This window comes from Stenotrophomonas sp. 78350_Sma (genome assembly GCF_056482105.1).
This window is the reverse complement of sequence record NZ_CM151182.1, coordinates 2,660,828-2,681,352: the sequence shown is the minus strand read 5'-3', so window position 1 is coordinate 2,681,352 and position 20,525 is coordinate 2,660,828. Positions and strand designations below refer to the sequence as shown.

Genomic DNA, 20,525 nt, shown 5'->3' with positions numbered 1-20,525 from the left:
CTCTACAGAGAGCGTGACGTCTGTTCTTCGTCAGGGCAGGGTCAGGCGGTACACCAGCACGCGGTTGTCGTTGTCGTACGGGCTGTTGCAGGCCTGGCCCTGCATGCGGCAGTGGCGGGCGATGAAGTCGTTGTCGTTGCCGATCAGCAGCAGTATGTCGTTCGGGTGCTGCGGGTCCAGCGCCGGCAGCACGTCCATGGCTTCCCACTTCTCTGACAGCAGTCCAGCATGCGGGCCGCGCTTCGTGTCCAGATCCAGCCCGGCACGGGCCAACTGCGGGCGGTCCAGCAGGTTCAGCAGTTCGTCGCTGTGTGCGGGCACGATGCCGTCCTTCAACACGGTGTCCGCCGGGCTGGCCAGTACCGAGGCTATGCCGGTTTCGTAGGAACTTCCCGCCAGGTTGCTGGCATCGGCCACATCCACCAGCAGCACCGACTTGTAGACGATCGGGTCATCGCCGTCCTTGCCCAGCCCGTTGCCGTCGCGGGCCAGCAGCAGGAAGCGATGGTCGTCCAGTGCGCGCAGCTCGCTCTGCGCGGCGGTACGGTCCAGCTTGCCCTTGCCATCGTGTGCGTAGGCGGGCAGGGCCATCACGTAATGGCCGATCGGCTGCTGTGGCGTCGGTGAGGTCGTCACGTCGTAGACCAGTACGCGGGTGTTGATGCGGCCCGCCGCGTTGCCCTGCGCGCTGTCCTGCAGCGTGGCGCTCTGCAGGGCGACGAACAGTCGGGTGCCGTCGGGAGACAGGCCCATGCCTTCCACGCCCTGGTTGTTGCGGCGGCCGGTCTGCGGTGGCGCCAGTGAACCGAACGCCGGCTTGCCCTCGCGCTGCGGACGGATCGCAGGTGGTGCCACGATCACACCCTGCAGCTGACCCTGCGCATCGAAGTAGTAGACGTTGGCGGTGTACTCATCGCCGATGTAGAAGTGGCCATCGGCGGTGAACTGCAGCGACTCGGCATCCAGCGAGACCTTTCCCGCGCCTGCGCCGCTGGCCGGCGAGGGCAGCACCACCTCGCGCTGGGTGACCGTGTGGTCACCCGGGTCGGCACCGGTGAACGGCTGGCCGTTGAAGCCCTTCAGCACCACGCCCTTGTCGGGCACCATGGTCAGCGTGCCAAGCGCAGGCGTGCCCGAGGAGATGTCGATGCGCAGCTGCATGCGCTCCACGCGGCCGGTGTAGTCGTAGAACAGGCCGGCCTCGGGGTCGTTGCGGCCGCGGTCTGGCAGCGTCCATAGCAGGCCTTCGTAGCCGTTGGCGGTGCGCTTCCAGGTGCCGGGCTGCACCGCCAGCGACGAGAACGAGCCCAGCGTATCGCCCAGGAAGTCCACCGTGCCTGCGGGCAGCCGCCCGGCGGCGACCAGGCTCTGGTCCACATAGGTGCGACCGCCCAGCTGCAGGGTGCGTGGCGGTGCGCCAGCGGCCTCATGCGGAGCGGAGTATCCGCTGGCGGAGAGGGTGGCCAGCAGCAGGGCGGTCGCGAGCATCGGTGGACTCCGGGGGGCGATCAGAAGCGAAGGTCGATCGTACCGAACACCTGGCGCGGTGCCGAGGCATGGAACACGTACAGCTTGCCGGCCGGGTCGCTGGGTGCGAACACGCTCGAATCCAGGTTGCTGGCGTAGCGTTTGTTGGTCAGGTTGGTCACGTTGAACGACAGGCGCATGCCCTTGGCGAAGCCGACCTGGCCGAAGTCATAGCCACCGGCCAGATCGAACACGGTAAAGCCGCCGAAGCCCTGGTCGTTGGTGTAGGTGTAGAAACGTTCGCCGGTGTACTTGCCACGCAGGCTGGCGAACCAGCCGTTGTCGCGCCAGGTGATCTCGGTGGCCAGCAGCTGCTTGGGCGTATCGGTCTGGATCTTGCCCTTGATCTGCTGCTCCACACCGGCCTGCACGTAGTTGGAGGCGTAGGTCGAGCGGTTCAACGAGGCCGAGGTGTACCAGCTGAAGTGCTCGTTCGGGGTCCACAGCACGGTCAGCTCGGCACCGCGGCTGTCGACGCCGCCGACGTTGTAGAAGCGGTTGCCGCAGGTCGGGCCGACCGGCTGGCGTGAGTCGCAGGGGTTGTACTGCAGCAGGCGGTTGTCGAAGCGCACGCTGTAGGCCGCGATCGAGGCCTGCAGGGTATCGGTGACGAAGCGGTAGCCGGCTTCGAGCGAGCGTGATTCCTCCGGCTTCAGGTTGCCCTGCGCATTCCAGGTGGTCTGGCTGACGGCCTGCGGGCCCAGCTTGAAGCCGCCCTGGAACATGGCGATGTTCTCGGCGTAGCTGGCGAAGATTTCGTGGTGCTCGGCCAGGCGGAAATTGGCGCCGATGCTGGGCAGGAAGTTCTTGCTGGCCTTCAGTGAGCCGGTGGCGAACTGGTTGTTCGAGGCCGGTGAGATCGGTGTCTTCGCGTCGCCTGGCAGTGCTTGTGCATCGGAGGTGGCATGCGGGCTCTTGGCGCCGAATTCCAGGGTCAGGCGATCATCCAGCAGGCGCCAGGTGTCCTTCAGGAAGAACTGATGGGTCTTCCAGCGCGTGCGCTGGGCGAACACGCCGACATCGGAGGGCAGGGTGTTCATGCCGCTCAGGTCGCGCGGCCCATCCACGGCGGTCTGGTAGCGCTCGGCGCTGCTGGTGTTGCGCTCGTACCAGACGCCGCCTTCGATGCGATGTGCGCCCAGCTCCCAGTCGAACGACAGCGTGCCGCCATCGCGGTCGATGGTGTAGATGGTGTTGCGGAAGATGATCGGGATCTCCTGTGCCGTACCCTTGTTCGACCACGCGCCGCTGTTCCAGTTGTGGCCCTCGCCACGATCGTCATGGTGGTAGGCCAGTGCACGCAGGCTGAAGTCATCGGCCAGGAAGAAGTCACCGGCCAGGTAGTACAGGGTGTCGTCGCGCAGGATCTGGCCGGCGGTGAAGGCACCATCGGCATCCTTGTCCGGACCGCTGCTGTCGCACTTCTTCGCGTTGAAGCTGGCGGTATTGCAGTAGGCCTTGGCCACGGCCTTGTTCCAGTCCGGCGCGTAGCCGCCCCAGTCCCAGCCGAGGCCACGCGACATCTCGTCCTTGGACAGGTAGAAGTAGTCCGCCTGGGTGGTGCGCGAGGTATCGACGAAACCGGTGATCTGGCCGCGGCCGAAGTTCCACACGCCCTTGGCATTGAACTGCCTGGTGGTGGACTTGTTGTAGGCGGTCTGGTCGTTCCACAGATCGGAGACGGCGTTCATGCCGGAAACGTAGCCGGAGAAGCCGTCGTACTCGCCGCTGTCCACGCGCACGAAGGTGCGGCGGTTGGCATCGCTGCCGAAGGTCTGCACCACGCGGCCACCCAGCTCCTGGGCCGGGCGGTCGGAGGTATAGGAGATGGTGCCGCCGAGGTTGCTGGTGGACGGCGTGCCGAGGCTGCCGATGCCCACCGCCAGTTCCGCGCCGGCCATGTTCTCGCTGATCAGCGCACGGTTGATGGTCAGGCCGTTGTAGTTGTTGTACGCGCCATCGCCCAGCGGCACACCGTCGAGTGTGTAGCCAAGGCGGGTCGAGTTGAAGCCGCGCAGGCTCAGCGTCATCGACTGCTCGTTGGTGCCCAGCGCATCGGCCGACTGCGCGTTGACGCCCGGCAGCAGGTTGAGGGTCTTCTGCAGGCTGGTACCCGGCGGCAGGATGTCGAGGTTCTCTCGGGTGATGCGCTGCACCTGGCGGGCTTCACCGCTGCCGATCACCGAGACCGCATCGAGGGTGGTGGCGGAGGGCGTGCTGGAGGTCGGGGCAGCATCCTGCGCCCAGGCCGCGGGAGCGAGCGCGATCGAGAGCGCGGCGGCCAACAAAGTCTTGGTCATGTTACGGACACTCAGGCAGGCACGAGCCACCGCGCGGGCGCGGAGCTCATGGAGTCGAAAGGGGAGACAACCGAGGTGACTGCGGACGCTGCAGGCGCCGTGGGTCAACGTGAAAATGGTGCGCTAGACAGATGACTGTCTGGTGACACCGCTACATGCGTGGCATGCCGACGCATGCACTGGTAGATGCCAACCTTGGTTGGCATGCGCGGCGTCGTTGGTGGAGCGCCAACCAAGGTTGGCGTCTACCAGGCGCGCGGAACAGGAGTGTCGTATCCAGGGGCGCCGAACGAGGTCGGCGTCAAAGCGCGATCAACCCGCGTTGCGCGGCTTGCGCGTGCGCTTCGGCTTCGCGGCATCCGCAGCGCTGGCGGCGCCATCCTGCAGCGCCTGCAGCCAGGAGAGGGTGTCCACGTAGTCGATGAAGTGGCGCAGGTAGCCGGGGCTGCTCGCCTGCATCGTGTCCAGCATGCGTTGCACCAGCACCGCCGAGTTCAGCGGGCCGCCATCTGCCGGGGCCTCGGTGCGCAGTGAGCGGCGCACCTGCAGTTCGCTGCGCAGCTCCGACCACTCGCGCTGCACCTGCTGCAGCATCGGCACCTGCGGGTAATGCGGCAGCGAGCGCGACCCCGCATCGAGGTCGCGCACCAGTGCGCGCAGGCCTTCCAGCGCGGGCGGCTTACTTGCCATCCGGCGCCTTGGGCTTTGGAATCGGCGCGATCTCCACGCGGCGGTTGCGTGCGCGGCCTTCTTCATTGGCATTGGAACTGACCGGCTGCTCGCTGCCGAACGCGGCGGCGAACACGGCGTCGGCCGGTACGCCATCGGCGATCAGGGTGCGGGTCACGGTCAACGAACGCTGCGCGGAGAGCTCCCAGTTGTCGGCGAAACGGCGGTTGCCTTCTCGTACCGGTGCGTCATCGGTGAAGCCGCTGACCATCAGGATCTCTTCGCGGCTGCCCAGGTAGGCGGCCAGCGGCGCGGCCAGGCTGCGCAGCAGCTCCTGGCCTTCCGGCTGCAGCTGGTCGGAGTTCAGCGCGAACAGCACGCTGCCGCTGATACCGATGCGGCCGTCGACCAGCGTCACCCGGCCGGCGGCGAGCGGGCCAGCCAGCGCCTGTTCCAGTGTCTGCAGGCGCTTGGCTTCGGCCTGGCGCTGCTTCACTTCCTGGTCCAGCCGCTGCGACAGCTCCAGCTGCACGGCAACCACGCCGACCAGTATCAGCACGAACGCGCCCAGCAGCACCGACATCAGGTCGCCAAAGGCGGCCCAGATCGGGGCGTGTGAGCCGCCGTCGACCTCCAGCTCGTCGCTCATGCGCTGCCGGCCTTGCCGCGGCGCGTGGCCAGCTGCTGCAGTTCTTCCATCACCTGCTTCTGCGACAGCAGGCTGAGGTCGACCACTTCGCGCGCCTGCGCCACGTAGTAGGCCAGCTGTTCGTCACTGCGTGCCAGCGAGGCATCGAGCGCGCCACCGATCTGTTCCAGGCGGCCGGACAATTCGGTCGAGGCAGAACCGAACTGCTCCACCGCGGCGCCGAAGGTGCCGGCCAACTGGCCCACTTCACCGGCGCTGCCGTGGAGCGCTGCGGCAATGCCATCCAGCTTGCCGGTCTCGGCGGCGATATGGTCGGTGAAGCGGTTGCCGACGCGTTCCAGCAGCTCGGCCGAACCGCCGACCAGCGCGTCCACCGCCATGCGCTGTTCGTGCGAGGCGTGGTTGATTGCATCGAGCAGGGTCTGCACGGTGGCCAGCAGGCGACCGCGTTCTTCCAGCATCGCGTTGTCACGCACCAGGCTCTCGGACAGCGTGCTGCGCAGCTCGTTGATGACATCGGCAGCGGCCTTGGGTGCGGCAGCGGCGGTCTGCAGCAGAGTAGACACTTCGGCCAGCGTGGCGCTGGCCTGCGCGCGACCGTTCTCGCCGATCTGCTGCGCGGTAGCCGCCAGCGTGTCGCAGACCTGCTGCTGCTGCGCGGCCAGGCGTTCGCCGTTGGCGTGCAGGCGCTCGGCCAGATCGGTGGAAACATGCTGCAAGGCATCGCTCCAGCGCTGCAGGCGCTGTTCGTCGCCGGCCTGCAGCTGCGCCTGCAGCGAGGCGTGGGCCTGCTGCAGCTCGGCACTGACCGCGTCCCAGCGCGCCTGGCGCTGCCGCTCGCGGCTGTCCAGGCTGGCCTGCAGTTCGGCGTGCGCGGTCGCTGCGGCGGCCTGCGCGGCCTGCCAATCCTGCGAGCGCTGCTGTTCGTGGTTCTGCAGCAGCGACTGGCTGGCGCTGTGGCGCTGTTCCAGTGCCTGCAGCAACGCCTGCGCGTGCTCGTCCAGCTGCTGACCGGCTGCGAGCAGCGCCTGCTGCTGGCGCTCGACCAGCGCGCTGTTCAGGGCCTGCTGCTGTTCGGCGGCGGCGCGCAAGGCCTCTGCATTGCCCTGTGCGTCGGCCTGCAGGCGCTCGCCGATGCGTGCGACCAGCGCTTCGGCATGCGTGGCCTGGCCATCGCTGAAGGCCTGCAGGTGCTGGCGCAGATCACCCACCAGCGCCTGCTGTGCCTGGGTCTGTTCACTGATCACCTTGGCCCAGCCGGCCTCGGTGGCGACGCGGCTGCGCTCGAAACCGTCGCTCAGGCCGGCCAACTGTTGCTGCACGGCCTGCTCGACGCGGGCATGCAGTGCCTCGCCGTGGCGGGCCAGGCCCGCCAGGGTGGTCTCGGCCATGGGCTGCAGCGCGCCACCGATGGCGGCGGCGCTGGCTTCGGCACCTTCGCGCAGCGATTGCTGCAGCGAGACCGCCAGCCGCTCCTGCAGCGCCTGGCTCTGGGTCAGGAAGTCGGCCTGGCCGGCCAGCAGGCGCTCATTGGCGGCCGCACTGTGTTGTTCGAAGGTGCTGGTCATCGCCTGCAGGCGGTCGACCAGCGCCGGCAGCGCCGCGGACTGTGCCTGCAGCAGGCGCAGCGACTCGGCGCGCTGCCAGGCCTGCGAGTACGGATGCAGGTCGCCGGCAATGGCGCGGTCCAGCTGCTGCACGGCCTGCAGGCGGTCGCGGCGCAGCAGCGCCGCCAGCAGGCCGAGCATGGCCGAGCTGGCCACACCGGCAATCGAGGTACCGAATGCCACCGCCAGGCCCTGCACCGGCGAGGCCAGCGAGCCGCGGATCGCGGCCATGTCGGTCGCGCTCTGCAGGGCCAGCCCGGTGCCACGCAGCGTGTCCATCATGCCCAGCAGGGTGCCGAGCATGCCCAGCAGCACCAGCAGGCCGACCAGGTACGGGGTCAGTACCGGTGCGGGCAGGGCAGTGCGCTCGCCCTCCACGCGCAGGCGCACGGCGTTGCGCAGGCCCACCGGCACGCGTTCCAGCCAGGGGGCAAGGCTTTCCTTTGCACCGGACAGGTCACTCAGTGCGGTGCGCAGGCCGTTGCTGGCCTGGCGGTAGCGGTACAGCTCCACGCCACCGGCGATGTAGCAGGCTGCGATGATCGCCGCCACCGCTGCACCCAGCGGATGCACCGAAACGTAGCCAATGCCGATCCAGCACACGGCCAGCAGGCCGACAAGGAAAACAACGACATGGAAAGCAGTTCTGGACATGGTGTTCCGGTCAGTGGGAGCGCAGGGCGTCTTGCAGCCCTTCGATCGGGTGGAAGCGCAGCTGCAGTTCGGCGAGCAGCAGCGTGCGCATGTCATGGCGGAAGGCCGCGCGCCAGCCGGGCTGGCCGTGCACGCGTTCAAAACGGGCGCCGAGCACTGCCGGCGCGGTGGCCAGCAGGCTGTGCTCGCGCGGGGTGAGGGTCTGCTCCATCACCGCATCGACCTCGGCCAGCCGCGCCAGCTCGGGCGAAACCTGCACCAGCTGGTCGCGCAGGCGGCCGCGCAGGCGCCCGGTGGCGGTCTGGATGGCCTGCTGCAACACCCGGTAGCGCTGGCGCAGCGAGGCGAAGTTGGGTGCAGCGGCGGCTTCGGCCAGGTCCAGCAGGCGCTCGGCCTCGGCATCCTCACGGATCGAGGCCAGCAGGCTGGCGTGCGCCTGGGCGCAGTCGGCCAGCACATCCTCGACCGCTTCGGTGGCCTCACCCGGCTCGGGCAGGCGTCCGCCGAGCGCCCCGGACAGGGCCACGGCGCGGCTCCAGTCCACCCACTGGCCGAGGCGATCGGTCAGGGCGGGACTGGTGGCCGGCATCGCGCCGTCGCTGAGACGGGCGAGCAGGCGGAGGAACTCCGGTCCACCCAGGACCGGCTGCGCTGCGTTCGCCATCAAGGGGTGAGGGGCCAAAAACCGTTGATTTTACAACCAGATGACCCGGCCTGGATGAAGGCGGGGCCGGGGGAGGGGACCCGCAGGCGCGACAAGGCTTAGAATGACCGGCTGCACCCATCCCGTTCGACCCTTGGAGTACCCAATGACTGTTGCGCAGTTCTACCCGATCGGCACCCCTGGACAGCCCTGGGGCGACGCGGAACGCGCACAGTGGCGGGCCCGCCAGCAGCGCCAGCGCAGCTACCACGACGACGTGGTGGCCGCCCTTGAGCGCCTGGACGACAGCTTCGACGTGATCCAGTACGGCCAGCTGGACTATGCGCCGGACCATTACCCGCTGTTTGCCGTGGTCAACCACGACTGGAACCCGGCACTGCCGACCGCGCTGATCACCGGCGGCGTGCATGGCTACGAGACCAGCGGCGTGCACGGCGCCCTGCAGTTCCTGGAACAGCAGGCCGAGCGTTACCTGGGCCGGCTGAACCTGATCGTGGCGCCGTGCGTAAGCCCGTGGGGCTACGAGCGCATCCAGCGCTGGAACCCGGATGCCATCGACCCGAACCGCAGCTTCCGTGACGGCGGCCAGATCGAGGAAGCGGCCGCCCTGATGGCCTGGGTGGCCGAGCGCAAGCCGAACCTGCTGGTGCACCTGGACCTGCACGAGACCACCGACAGCGACCTGCAGGAGTTCGATCCGGCCCGCTGCGCCCGCGACGGCAAGCCGTTCGAGCGCGACACCATTCCGGATGGCTTCTACGTGATCGGCAACAGCGAAGATCCGCAGGCCGAGTTCCAGAAGGCATTGATCACCGCTGTGGCCCCGGTCACCCACATCGCCCCGGCCGACGCCGAGGGCAACCTGGTCGGCCTGCCGCTGCAGTCGCCGGGCGTGGTCTGGGGTGAATCGCGTTCGATCGGCGCCTGCGCCGGCTTCACCGATGCGCGCTTTGCGACCACCACCGAGGTCTATCCGGACAGCCCGCGCACCAATCCGCAGGAATGCAACGACGCCCAGGTGGCGGCGGTGTGTGCGGGCCTGGATTTCGCCCTGGCGGCGCAGTAACGCGCCACGTTCCGGGCAGCGACCGGCATCAGCCGGCGCTGCCTCGCCGGTGAAGTGGCCACAGCCGGCGACGCCGACGCGCGGCATCCGGCGAACACATCCAGATCGCGCTGGTACACCGTGCTGTTGACCCTGAACAGGCCCAGCAGCGAGTGGAAGACGTTGTCGTGGCTGTGCGCCCGGTGCAGGGCATTCTCGCGCAGGCAGGCCAGGTCCACGCCCGCGTTGCGGCTGAACTCCGGTGAGAACCACATCACCATCGGCACCTGGGTCTGCTCGCGCGGTGCGATGAAGTAAGGCGTGCCGTGCAGGTACATGCCCCGTTCGCCCAGCGACTCGCCATGGTCGGACACATAGATCAGTGCGACATCACGCTGGTCCGAATAGCCCTGCAGCAGGTCGATGGCCTTGCCCAGCATGCGGTCGGTATGGACCAGGGTGTTGTCATAGGTGTTGACCAGCGCCTCGTTGCTGCAATGCTGGATCTGGTTGCTGTCGCAGGTCGGGCTGAATGCCCGCGAGTGTGCCGGGTAGCGTTCGAAGTAGGTCGGGCCGTGGCTGCCCAGCTGGTGCAGCACGACCAGGGCGTCACCGTTCATGGCGTCAATACGTGTACCGAGCTGATGCAGCAGCACCTCGTCGTAACAGGTGCCGTCGGCATTGACGCACTGGCCGGCCACCTTCAACGCGGGCATGTCCTCGGTCGGCACGCGTTCGCACACGCCCTTGCAGCCGCCGTTGTTGTTGTTGCGCCAGAGCACGCTGATGCCGGTGCGCTGCAGGATGTCGAGCACGTTCTCCTCGGTCGCTGCGCGTACATCGTCGTACTGGCTGCGGGTCATCTGCGAGAACATGCACGGCACCGAGATCGCCGTTGCGGTTCCGCATGAGGAGACATCATTGAAGCTGATGACGCCTTCCTTGCGCGAGAGCCGTGGATTGGTCGCGCGTGGGTAGCCGTTGAGCTGGAAGTTCTGTGAGCGCGCGGTCTCGCCGACGACCATGACCACCAGCTTCGGGCGCGGGCCCGGTACGCGCCGGGCGTCCATGCCGATCGGGCGCAAGGGTTGCTGGCGGGTGCTGTAGAGACCTTTCAGATAACCGTGGGTATGGCGCACGATGTTCAAGGGCAGCACCTGGTCACGGAGATGGCGGTTGTTGCGCAGCAGCGAGGAGTAGTCCTTGTAGAACGCGAAGCTGATTGCCAGCAGCACCAGCAATGACGCCAGAACGCTGGCCGGCCACACCAGCAGCGAACGTATCGAACCGGCCCCGCTGGTGGTGCGCACCAGGGCCAGCCCGGCAGCGGGCAGCACGCCCAGCGCCAGCAGGGTCAACAGCAGTGGCAGCGAGAGATAGGCGTTCAGTTCGGCCTGGTTGGTCTCGAACACGTTCTGCACCATGCTGCGATCGATCAGCACGTTGTAGTGCAGCATGAAGTAGCTGCAGGCGGCGCTGACGACAACGAGCAGCACCAGCAGCGGCCTGCGCAGGAACGGCAGTGCCAGCAGTGGCGTCAGCATCAGGTTGAGCAGGCAGAACAGCACCACCGGCAGGCTGGCCAGGAACAGCACGCTGCGCAGGCTGTTGAGGTCGATCAGCCCCCACAATGTCTTCCAGAGGGCGATGTTTCCAATTGTGGTGAAGAACAGTGCGGCGGCCCAGACCAGAATGATCGGATGGGGCCGTGGAATACGGCGGCATTGACGCACGAGCAGGTTCCGTGGAGCGGGAGTGCGCGCAGTATCGAAACCGCTTTATCAGGAAGTTGTCAGGTTGGGCGGACTAGCCCAGCAGGATCACGCCCCACACCGCGCCCACCATCAACAGTGCGGTGGTCTGCGCGGCGCTGCCCATGTCCTTGGCGTTCTTGGACAGCGGATGCTGCTCCAGAGAGATGCGATCGACCACTGCTTCGATCGCCGAGTTGAGCAGTTCCACCAGCAGGCTGATGAAGCAGACCGCCAGCACCAGCGCCCGTTCGAGCTTGCTGATGTCCAGCACGAACGCTGCAATGATCAACAGCGCGTGCAGAAGCAGCAGTTGGCGAAAGGCAGCCTCGCCGCGGAAGGTGGCGATGAAACCATCGCGCGAATGGATGAGGGTGTGGAAGATGCGGCTCAGGCCGGTCTTGCCGTGCGGGTACTTGCCGCTGTCCTTGGGGTGCTGCATGCCATTTCCGCCGTGAAGTGAGCGATCCCCAGCATGTGCAGGCGCGCGTCAGGAAACCGTCAGATGGGCCACTCCAGGCTGAACCGGCATCCCTGCTGCGAGGAATGCACCGTCATCCTCCAGCCCAGGTGCTCGACGATGCGCTGCACGATCGACAGCCCCAGTCCTTCGCCACTGTGCGGGCTGCCGGGCAGGAAACGCTGGAACTGCTGTGGGTCGATACTGGAGGGCAGGCCGGGTCCCGTGTCGGCGATGATGAGTGTGGTGTCGTGGAGGGTGATCCTCACTTCGCCCCTTTCAGTGTACTGGCAGGCGTTGCGCAGCAGGTTCCAGATCACGCTGTGCGCCAGATCCGCGTTGGTGTCCAGCACGGCGTCATGCCGGGCATCAAACGCAACGATCACCGGCTTGCCGGAAATCCAGGGCTGGCAACGCTCCATGCAGGATTCGATCAGCGGACGCAGGGCCACCTCATTGCGTGGCACGGTGCTGGGGGCGCGTGAGAGCAGCAGCAGGCAGGTCAGCTGGCGCTGCATCTCCTGGGTGGTGCGCAGGATGCGCTCTGCGCTGGGAACCAGGTGACTCTCGGCCGGAAGCTGGCAGGCCAATGTCTCCGCAGCGCCGCCGATGATGGCCAGCGGCGTGCGGAGCTCGTGGCTGGCATCGCCGCTGAAGCACTGTTCGCGATGCAGGAACCGTTCGAGCTCGTCACTGTGCCGGGCGAACGCGCGGGCGAGTACACCGATCTCATCGCGCGCGTCCTGGTAGGGAAAGGGCTTCTGGCCGTCCTGCACCGCGTCCGCCAATCGCGTGATGGGCGCGATGACGTGCGTCGCTACCTTGCGACCGATCAGGAAGGCGCAGAGCACGCAGATCGAAATGACCAGTGCCGCGAAGGCATTGATCAGGTGTTCCAGATAGCCATAGTGCGCCGCGTCCTGCAGCAGGTAGTAGCGCTGGTCGCCGTTGTCGAAGACGCTCAGGTGCCACTCGTTGGGTGCCTCTTCGCCGTGATGGCCCGGGCCGTACTGGCGCAGCACGACAGGCACGTCATCGGCATCGAACAGCTGGGTCCCCGGTGGCAGGGTGGGGCGTTGGCCACGAGCCAGCGCAGCCTGCAGTCTTTGCACTTCACCGTGCTGGGTCCGCGCGACGACAGCAGCCCGGACCTGGTCGTAGTCGACCTGTTCGGCCAGAACGATGAAACCCATGGCACCGGCCATCAACAGCACGAACGAGATCGTGATGCGGGCACGCAGGCTCAGGCGGCGGTAGAGGGAGGCAGGACTCACGCCTGCATGCGCCAGCCGATGCTGTGCACCGTGGTGATCAGCGCGGTATCGAAGCTGCGATCCACCTGCAGGCGCAGTTCATGGATGTGTGTTCGCAGCGCGCCGCTGTCCGGTGGCTCGTCGCCCCAGACCAGGTATTCCATCTCCTGCTTGCGCACCACGGCGGGCGCCGCACGCACCAGGCACATCAGCAGCTTGTGCGACGTGGGCGTCAGCGCAATGCAGCGGCCTTGCCGCCAGGCCTGTGGCGAGCGCGTGTCCACCTGCAGGTCCTTCCACGCCAGCACGCTCTGGACCTGGCGACCCTGTGCCCGGCGCACCAGGGCCTTGATCCGTGCATCCAGTTCCATCAGCGAGAACGGTTTGATCAGGTAGTCATCCGCGCCCAGGGCCAGGCCCTGCACGCGGTCTTCGACCGGATCGCGCGCGGTCAGCATCAGGATCGGTACCGGGTTCTGGAACTCCTGGCGCAGCTTCTGGCACAGCGTCATGCCGTCCAGGCGCGGCAGCATCAGGTCCAGCAGGATGGCGTCGTAGTCGTGCTGCGTGGCCCGGCGCAGGCCGCTGGCGCCGTCGCGGGCGTCGTCCAGCACGTAACCCAGTGGTTCAAAGAAGGCATACAGATTGGCAACCAGCTCGGGGTTGTCTTCGATGATCAGCAGGCGGGTCATAGGGCAGGGCATCCTTGCGCGAGGCCGAACTCTGCCCGATCGCTCGCCGAATGCCAATGCCCTTGCTGAATGGATCGCGGGTGAGGGCGCCCGCATCAAGCCCTGCTCAATCGGATGGGCTGCGTGAATCGCGGACCGAGTAGATCACCGAGAAGATCTTCCAGCCCTGTTCGGTCCGGATCAGCTGCCACATTTCCTTGCCCCAGTTGGTCTTCACCCCATCGTCGTGGAAGCTGTAGTCGAACGACACCGAAGCCACATCGCCATCTGTCTCGATCTTCGTGTTGGAGAATGTCTCCTCCTTCGGCTTCGGCGAGGCCACTGCCCCGTCGATCAGCGCGATGAAGTTGTTGGTGGGAATCTGCCGTGCCTTGATCGCGTCGGGCTTGGCCTTGCGGATGTCCTGCAGGCGAACGTCCTCGGAGACGAACTGCCAGCCGATATCTTCCGCCTTGTCCGAGAAGAACAGGCTCATGTAGGTCGGCTTGTCCTTGTTGATCAGCGAGGTGCGGAACGATTCGACCACCTGTTCGATCGCCTTGACGTCGGCGGGGGCGTTCTGCGCGGCGTAGGCCGGCAGCCACGCCGGGAGCAACAGGGCGAGGGCGGCGAAGCGTGCGCGTGCATTGGGCATCATGGGTTCCTGAGGGAGGCGCGGCGGCGCAGGCGCATCACCGCGCGTAGGTTCGCCAGAAAAGAACGCGGTCTTCTGCCCTGTTGATGGCGACGAAGACTGACTTTCCGGATTCAGGCGCGCAGCGAAAGACGCGGTACGATTTGTTGAGCCTCGCGTTGCCGGGCCACCAGTATCGATTGAACGCAACAGGATCACTGTTGTTGAATGTGGTTGCCTGGCAATCCGCAGGCAGCTGCAGTGGTATCGCAGGGGGCTTGGTGAAGGCCAGCGCGCTGGTGTTTGAGTCGAGGTCATGCACCTCGCGCAGGTCGGTCGCCTCGTGGGGCAGCCAGCCGGGAATCCATCCCTTGTTCACCATGTCGGCGTCAAGCGCCTCGCGCAGAGTGTCGAACGAACTGTCCATCACCAGGCTGCAGGCGCTGAGCGCCGTGCAGACCGTCAATGGAAGGATGGATCGCGTCCTGGTCCAGATGGCGAGTGGAAACATCGTCCTTGCGTCCCCGTGGAATGCCGTCCGACCTATCGGGTCAGCGCGTCGAACAGGCGATTGCGGTCCGCATCGTTCATCGACCAGCTCTGTCCGAGCGGGGCCATGCGGACGGATTCGGTCCGGCCGCAGGCCCGGTACTGCCAGGTTTCCGAGCCATCGGGTTGGGCTGTCACGTCGATGCCCTCCAGGCGGGCGCATTGCAACCGGGCCAGTGCCATCGGCGCGAAGTGCAGCATGTAGTGCTGCACCCGGTCGGTCGGCATGGCCGTTCCGGCAGGCAGCGGATGGGCCGGGCCGTACTCGGCGAGCAGGCCAACGCAGGTCGCTGCGGCGGACAGGGGATTGCGACCGAAGGCGCGGGAGGCATCCCGCTCCACATCCTTTTCCAGAGCCTTGCCTTCCTTGCTGCTGGCATAGACCTCGGCGGCCTGCAGTTGTGCGGCGTCGAGTGTCGACAGCCAGTGCTGGCGACCTTCCTGCAACTGCAGTTTCAAGCCAGGGAGGGTCTTCTGGCAGCGTGCTGCGATTGCCTGCGTCTGTACGAAATCCTGCCCACGATCACCGGGCGTTGCGGTCGCTGTTGCGGCCGTTGTTGCCGCCGCTGGGGCAACAGCGAGGGCCATGCAGGCGATCACCAGATTCCGTCCCATTCCATTGCGCATCCTGCACCCCATGGAGAGTTTGACGGCGCACGCTAGCACGGATGCCGGGCGCTGCAACAGGCCCGCTTGTCGAGCTTTGACGTTGAAGAAGGTCTGCGCGGATGATGCGCGGGCGCGCGGCGCAGGAGGGGATCTGTCAATGAGGACACTGATGTGGGGGGCTTGCCGGCCTGTTCGTGGCGTACGTTGCTGGTTGCTCGGCGATCTCGGCGTGGCATTCCCATGCGCTTGCTTCAGTCCCGGTCGGGGCGAGCAGGGTCGAGGTACTCCGGGCGCTGGGGCCGCCTGACGTGGTGGAGCACGCCGGTGTTCCCTTTGCCCGCTATGCCAGCAGCGGATGCAGTGGCCGCTGTGCGCAGCGATGGTGGTATGAGAACCGGTTGGGCCTGGATACCGAAGCCTGGTCGGTAGAGCTGGATGCTTCCGATCGCGTGCTCGCAACGTCGCGCTGGACATCACCGTAGAAGATCGCGACGAGCGCATGCGTATCCATCGACCTTTCATCTTCATCGCAAGCCTGGCCCTGATGGCGTTGTGCTGGCTGATGGGCGTACTGGTGCTCATCTATGGCTTCAACGAGCAGGGCCTGCGCTGCGGCAGGCTGTGCTCACTGGAGATATCGATCCGCCTGCTCTTTGGTGATCGGGGATTCGAAGTACTGGTGGCGACGGGGCTCGTTGCTGCGGCGCTGATGTTCGGGCATATCGCACTGCGGGAGGGCATGCATGCCGGGCGGCCGCGGAGGCAGGTGCGGCGTCGGGAGCGCAGGCGCCGCCGGCCAGAGCGGTCGCGGTCATGAAGTGCGTTGTCGCCGGGCGCTAGGGCTGGTCCACAACAGCTCTGATGGCGGCCACCACCGCAGCAGGATCCTCGCGCTGGAGGGTGTGCCCGGTCGCCAGGTAGCGATGCGTACCGCGCGTGAACCCAGAGAAGAGCAGCGAGTGCTGTGCCTTCCAGAGTGCCTTGCCCGCTGCGGTTTCCTCGAAGAACAGCGGTTCGGCAGCCAGTTGCGTTGCAGTCAGCAGCACCACCGGCACGTCCGGCATCGTGCGCGGGGTCACCGCACCGGGTGCATCCAGTTGTTCGGTCAGCACGGCGTAGTCGGCGGCCATGGCTGGCGGCAGCATCGCCCGCAGCTGGGCATCATCTGCCTGCACGCGGGCACTGTCGGCCTGCTTGAACGCATGGCGCTGCCCCATCGTGGCCGGGTCCACCAGCACCAGGCCTTGCAGGCGTTCCGGATGGCGGCGTGCAAACTCCGTGGCCAGCAGGCCGCCATAGGAATGACCCACCAGTACAACGCGGCGACCGGGAGCGAGCGTATCGATCACGGCCGTGAGGTCGGCCAGGTGCGCATCGATGCGCTTGGGGTGACCATCGCTGCCGGACTTGCCGAGCCCTGCACGGGCGTAGGTGATGCTGTGGTAATCGCGCCCCAGACCCGCGACCACCTCCTTCCAGGCACCCGCACCCTGCCCGAAGCCGGATTCGAAGACCACGGTGATCGGGCCGGCCCCCGTCTCCTCGGCCTGCAGTGCATAAGTGCCCCGATCCACCTGGATTTCCCCGGCGTGGACGGTGCCTGTTGCGGCCATCACCGCGGCCAGCACCCACAACGTCACTCGGTTGCTCTTCATTGCCATTCCCCTGGGCCATGCCGCGTGCCAGCCCTTCCGATGGGTCAGGTCTGCAGCGGAGTGCCGTAGCCTGCCGACCTCGCGACAGGCCGTGCTGGTAATGTAGTGAGGTATAACACCGACTGCCTGTGCAGGAAGTCATGGGGACAGGGCGCAGTCCGCTGAATGGCGTTGGATACTTGAATCTGTGATCGGTTACGCGACTCCACACTTGAATGTGCAAGCGTCCTCAACGACAAAGGCGGCATGTGGCACTGCCGCATTCCGGACCAGGGACGATCCGAAGCATGACGCGGGGAACACCTTCGCGTTCTCGTTCCCGCCGGCGCTGTGTTCGTCCAGGAAGGAGAACAGGGATGTTGGAACGACTGAAGACCATTTCGTGTGCCGTGCTGGCGATCGTTGCCCTCGGCTGCTTCGCCCCTGTTGTGGCACAGGCGCAGGAAAGCAAGATTTCCTGGCGCATTTCGCAGCCCGGCGGCAATTCGACGCAGTACAAGACCCAACAGGCGGCGGTGGCTGCCATCAAGAACCTGCCCGCACCCAGCCCGTTCCCGCCGGAGTTCCAGTTCGGCTGGCAATCTGTCGACAAGATCAAGTCGAAAGTCGTGGACTTGAACGGCAATACGTCGATCACCTATTGGATGGGAAAGTCTCAGCCCTCCGACCCTGATTGGTCGTATCTAAGCACCGCGCAGTTCCCAACAGAAGAGGCAATGGTTGCCGACCATCTGGCCATGGTTCAGGCAGAGAATCCTATATGCCCTGGTGCAACGGTCACGCCGGCAAGTGAGTGGTATGCGCTCAGTCCGGACATGGAAGGAACCATCGAGACACGTGATTTTGAAGTGATATACATGACCGGCGACAACACAGCCGAGTCGCCGTGCACGCCCTATCCAAGCGATGCCCAGATGACGCGGACCCGGCGTCTGAACTGCCCGATCCCCCTCACACAGTGGTCTAACAAGCATAACGCCTGCGTCAGCGAAGAATTCGTTGCGACCATCACCTCGAAGTCGCAGAAGTGCGACAAGGACGGCGGCAACGGCAGCTGCGTCGGCGACGCAGAGATATGCTGCGTGTCGTAGCGGAAGTCCTATTCCGCCATTGAATACATGGAACAATTGACAATGAATACGTATGACCATCTCGTCTGTGTTGATGAAGATGCAAAGGAATTGGTTGTTTTTCGGGTGGGGGCAGATGGGAAGAGGACCTTGTTCACCAGGGTGGCGCTTCCGCACGTTGAGGGATGGTCTGCCGAGTTGCAGGATCTTGCGAAAGCGCTCGGCGAGAACCTGCTGATCGACTCTCCGGTGATCCGGCGGATTCTTAATGTGTGAGACATGAAACAGGGAGCTCCTCAGCCCTCCAGGAAGGTCCGTGGCATAGCATGAGAGCGTTTGATCTGCGGAGATTGAAAAAAGACGCCAGGAAAAGCGGCATGCGGGTCGTTGGGAATTTCTTGATTGCCTCGTATACGCGAGATGTGATCTCTGGGTTTGCGATAGACCCTGCACCGTCTGCTATCTACTTATGGACCTTCGTGCTTCCGACCTATGATGATTTGTCGTTCCTGCACATGTCTCTAGGCCAGAGGGTTGCAGTTGCGAAAGGAGATGAACGTTTCTTCTGTGGCATGCATACTGAGTACGTCGAAAATCTTGAGAGGGTTAGAGCGGCGGCAGACTTGTTGCTCTATGTCGACAGTCTTGACTTCACAAGCGACTATTCAGAATGGGTAAAATACATATCCGCCATCCGGCTTGGCGATTTCGTGGCAGCGGATGCGACGCTGAAGACGCCTTTGAAGTTGCCAATGTCCAATGCTATTAAAAGTAGATTGGATGCGATTCTTTCTGTACTGAAGAATGGTGGTGAATCGGGCGCGCAGCATCTTCTGGAGACGTGGTCTGTTCAGATGGCTCGATTGGTCGGCGGCAGCTCCTGGGGCAGCGGACGGTAGCGAATCGTCTCGCTGCGCGCAGCCCTGACGCAGCAGGGAATGCCACGCTCTGGCAGCAGATCGTTTACCTGCAGCGATACTAACCGCATGAACGTGGTGAAGCAGGGTAACGCCACACTGGAGAGCTACGCGTACAACCATCGTGGTGAGCGCGTGCTGCGCAAGCCGGCCGGTGGTGCAGCGCAGATTACGCTCTATGGCGAGGCAGGGAAGTGGCTGGGCAATTATTCGGCGACGGGCGAGGCTCAGCAGCAGGCGATCTGGCTGGACAACTACCCGGTGGCACTCATCAATGTGCCAAGCACAGGTGTGCCGGAGCTGGCCTATGTCCAGCCGGACCATCTGGGTACACCGCGCGTGGTGATCGATCCGGTACGGAATGTCTCGATCTGGGAGTGGAGCAACAAGAGCGAGGTGTTCGGCAACCAGATTCCGAGTGCGGATCCAGATGGTGATGGCCTGTCCTTTCTATTGGCCCTCCGTTTCCCGGGGCAGCAGGCGACCGATGCGAGCGGCTTCTTCTACAACTCGCAGCGAGAGTATGACCCTGAGGTCGGGCGGTATTCTCAGGGCGATCCGTTGGGATTGAATGGCGGCATTTTGTTGTATCTCTATGCGAGTGCGAGGCCGGTCGCTTCGATGGATCCATTTGGGTTGCTGGATTGGGAGTTGAATCCGGTTGCATGGAAGAGGGGAACTCGAAATGGCGACATGACTGCGACGTACCCGGGCGCACCGACATCTGAATTCAGGGCCAATACGCTTGCTCGGACGACCATGGAATGGACTATCAGCCCTAAGTGCAATTGCGATGCTGCGGGCCACTATCTTGAAGAATATGCCGTTGGCCCCACCCCCACTGTGCTGATGCGCGACCGATATGATTCTCCTGCCATCAGGCGTTCGACGATGCGTGACGAAATGGATCATGTCGGAGACCTGCAGGGCTGGGCCGAAAATGCAAGAGCGGCCGCAGAGCGATTCGAAGCTAATATTGGCGCAAACCGGTATCAGAGCGCGCAGGAATGTGAGGTGCAAAGTGCTGCCGCAATGCAGAGCCATTTGTCGGAGAGCATTCTTCCTGCGGTGATCAGGTCAAGGCAACAGTGGGATGATAGTGGCAAGCATCGATTGATAATCAGGGGGCGGTGAATTGAAGAACGTCGCGCTTTTCCTAGCGATCGCACTGAGTAGTGCGGCATGTTCCACACTTGATGGTCACAAGGTCTGCAGTGAGGCCCAGATAAGGTATGTCGAATCGGCTTCAGTTGCCGAATCCTGGGTTGGTAGATTCGAGGTGACGCATATGTCTGGTCCCGCAATCCGGATTGCGCTCGACGGTCCCGACGGTCATGTCGCTGCCCGGAGCGCGGTCACCGAGCAGAGACCGAAGGGAAGCCCAAGTTGGAAGATTTTCAACCCGATCCTTGAGGAGGTTGCTGGCCCCACCCGGAGTCTGCGTGTCAGTCGCGGCAAGCCGCAGGTAGTATTGTTTGATGCAAACGGTCTCTTCGTTCCCGGGCAGGCAGATGAACATAAGGAATACTCAGTAGTGTTTCGCGACATCAATGGGTGTGACTACAGGTCTGAGCCTTTCACCCCTTGATGCCGACTGCCGGGGCGAGGCTTGGGCTGTTTGTGGCGGGTCAGGAATCCGTAGCGGGCTGGCCATGCGCGGCGAGACTGAGGCGCATGGACGTGGCGGTTTCCGCGAGGCCGCGCCCGTTGCTACCGATTCTGTCGTTCCTTGCTACGGATGGAGTGTGAAATCCTAAAAAAGGGGCGGCGGCGTTCTTTGCCAAAGAGTCCACGTGAGGTACGCCTTCGTCGCCAGTCAGAGGACTCTCTATCCCACCATG

The 20,525-nt window shown here is 64.9% G+C and carries 18 protein-coding genes and 2 pseudogenes; 6 read left to right on the top strand and 14 right to left on the bottom strand.

Annotation, left to right across the window (positions count from 1 at the left end):
* Window positions 1-30 precede the first annotated feature (30 nt).
* The 6 genes from ACZK4H_RS12480 to ACZK4H_RS12455 all read right to left on the bottom strand — a co-directional run bounded on the left by ACZK4H_RS12480 (window position 31) and on the right by ACZK4H_RS12455 (window position 8,070).
* A complete protein-coding gene (locus ACZK4H_RS12480) occupies window positions 31-1,488 on the bottom strand; it encodes an esterase-like activity of phytase family protein (protein WP_099553371.1) in 1,458 nt (485 codons plus the stop codon).
* A gap of 20 nt (window positions 1,489-1,508) precedes the next feature.
* Window positions 1,509-3,827 carry a TonB-dependent receptor gene (locus tag ACZK4H_RS12475; RefSeq protein WP_099553373.1) on the bottom strand — a complete coding sequence of 773 codons (2,319 nt, stop codon included), beginning with the start codon at window positions 3,825-3,827 and terminating at the stop codon, window positions 1,509-1,511.
* Window positions 3,828-4,139: 312 nt separating this feature from the next.
* Entirely contained in the window at window positions 4,140-4,517 is a 378-nt protein-coding gene (locus ACZK4H_RS12470; RefSeq protein ID WP_099553375.1) for a DUF2894 domain-containing protein, read from the bottom strand.
* Entirely contained in the window at window positions 4,507-5,145 is a 639-nt protein-coding gene (locus ACZK4H_RS12465; protein WP_099553377.1) for an OmpA family protein, read from the bottom strand. Before ACZK4H_RS12465 ends, ACZK4H_RS12470 begins: the two co-directional genes overlap by 11 nt.
* Window positions 5,142-7,406, bottom strand: a complete 2,265-nt coding sequence (locus tag ACZK4H_RS12460) for a DUF802 domain-containing protein (RefSeq protein WP_099553379.1) — start codon at window positions 7,404-7,406, stop codon at window positions 5,142-5,144. Before ACZK4H_RS12460 ends, ACZK4H_RS12465 begins: the two co-directional genes overlap by 4 nt.
* 10 nt (window positions 7,407-7,416) lie before the next feature.
* A complete protein-coding gene (locus tag ACZK4H_RS12455) occupies window positions 7,417-8,070 on the bottom strand; it encodes a DUF3348 family protein (RefSeq protein WP_099553382.1) in 654 nt (217 codons plus the stop codon).
* Between the two features lie 145 nt (window positions 8,071-8,215).
* Between ACZK4H_RS12455 and ACZK4H_RS12450 the strand changes: the two genes are divergently transcribed.
* Complete coding sequence (locus ACZK4H_RS12450) at window positions 8,216-9,136, top strand: M14 family metallopeptidase (RefSeq protein ID WP_099553384.1); 921 nt, start codon at window positions 8,216-8,218, stop codon at window positions 9,134-9,136.
* On the opposite strand, the gene eptA is transcribed toward ACZK4H_RS12450, so the two are convergent.
* From eptA to ACZK4H_RS12415, 7 genes are all read right to left on the bottom strand, one after another.
* On the bottom strand, window positions 9,040-10,848 hold the full coding sequence (eptA, locus tag ACZK4H_RS12445; RefSeq protein ID WP_099553386.1) for a phosphoethanolamine transferase EptA: 1,809 nt from the start codon (window positions 10,846-10,848) through the stop codon (window positions 9,040-9,042). The two genes, ACZK4H_RS12450 and eptA, sit on opposite strands and share 97 nt — an antisense overlap.
* A gap of 73 nt (window positions 10,849-10,921) precedes the next feature.
* On the bottom strand, window positions 10,922-11,308 hold the full coding sequence (locus ACZK4H_RS12440) for a diacylglycerol kinase (RefSeq protein WP_099553388.1): 387 nt from the start codon (window positions 11,306-11,308) through the stop codon (window positions 10,922-10,924).
* A 59-nt stretch (window positions 11,309-11,367) separates the two neighbouring features.
* The gene (locus ACZK4H_RS12435) at window positions 11,368-12,600 is read right to left on the bottom strand and encodes a sensor histidine kinase (protein WP_099553391.1); all 1,233 of its coding nucleotides are present in this window, start codon (window positions 12,598-12,600) and stop codon (window positions 11,368-11,370) included.
* Entirely contained in the window at window positions 12,597-13,271 is a 675-nt protein-coding gene (locus tag ACZK4H_RS12430) for a response regulator transcription factor (protein ID WP_099553393.1), read from the bottom strand. Before ACZK4H_RS12430 ends, ACZK4H_RS12435 begins: the two co-directional genes overlap by 4 nt.
* 106 nt (window positions 13,272-13,377) lie before the next feature.
* On the bottom strand, window positions 13,378-13,908 hold the full coding sequence (locus ACZK4H_RS12425; RefSeq protein ID WP_099553395.1) for a nuclear transport factor 2 family protein: 531 nt from the start codon (window positions 13,906-13,908) through the stop codon (window positions 13,378-13,380).
* A gap of 34 nt (window positions 13,909-13,942) precedes the next feature.
* Window positions 13,943-14,311 carry a YbbD-related protein gene (locus tag ACZK4H_RS12420; RefSeq protein WP_239503730.1) on the bottom strand — a complete coding sequence of 123 codons (369 nt, stop codon included), beginning with the start codon at window positions 14,309-14,311 and terminating at the stop codon, window positions 13,943-13,945.
* 116 nt (window positions 14,312-14,427) lie between these two features.
* Window positions 14,428-15,033 carry a hypothetical protein gene (locus ACZK4H_RS12415; RefSeq protein WP_242884726.1) on the bottom strand — a complete coding sequence of 202 codons (606 nt, stop codon included), beginning with the start codon at window positions 15,031-15,033 and terminating at the stop codon, window positions 14,428-14,430.
* A 508-nt stretch (window positions 15,034-15,541) separates the two neighbouring features.
* On the opposite strand from ACZK4H_RS12415, the gene ACZK4H_RS12410 reads away from it, so the two are divergent.
* Window positions 15,542-15,859 carry a hypothetical protein gene (locus ACZK4H_RS12410; RefSeq protein ID WP_099553401.1) on the top strand — a complete coding sequence of 106 codons (318 nt, stop codon included), beginning with the start codon at window positions 15,542-15,544 and terminating at the stop codon, window positions 15,857-15,859.
* Window positions 15,860-15,878: 19 nt separating this feature from the next.
* Here ACZK4H_RS12410 and ACZK4H_RS12405 read toward each other — a convergent pair whose 3' ends face one another.
* Entirely contained in the window at window positions 15,879-16,697 is an 819-nt protein-coding gene (locus ACZK4H_RS12405; protein WP_099553403.1) for an alpha/beta fold hydrolase, read from the bottom strand.
* 356 nt (window positions 16,698-17,053) lie between these two features.
* On the opposite strand from ACZK4H_RS12405, the pseudogene ACZK4H_RS12400 reads away from it, so the two are divergent.
* The 4 genes and pseudogenes from ACZK4H_RS12400 to ACZK4H_RS12385 form a co-directional block, all read left to right on the top strand.
* Window positions 17,054-17,755 (top strand): annotated as a pseudogene (locus ACZK4H_RS12400) (RHS repeat-associated core domain-containing protein); the annotation flags it as partial.
* Between the two features lie 75 nt (window positions 17,756-17,830).
* The gene (locus tag ACZK4H_RS12395; protein WP_234411782.1) at window positions 17,831-18,043 is read left to right on the top strand and encodes a hypothetical protein; all 213 of its coding nucleotides are present in this window, start codon (window positions 17,831-17,833) and stop codon (window positions 18,041-18,043) included.
* Window positions 18,044-18,093: 50 nt separating this feature from the next.
* Window positions 18,094-18,666: a hypothetical protein gene (locus ACZK4H_RS12390; protein WP_478472978.1), complete on the top strand. Its 573-nt coding sequence runs from the start codon at window positions 18,094-18,096 to the stop codon at window positions 18,664-18,666.
* Between the two features lie 14 nt (window positions 18,667-18,680).
* Window positions 18,681-19,323 (top strand): annotated as a pseudogene (locus ACZK4H_RS12385) (RHS repeat-associated core domain-containing protein); the annotation flags it as partial.
* Between the last annotated feature and the right edge of the window lie 1,202 nt (window positions 19,324-20,525).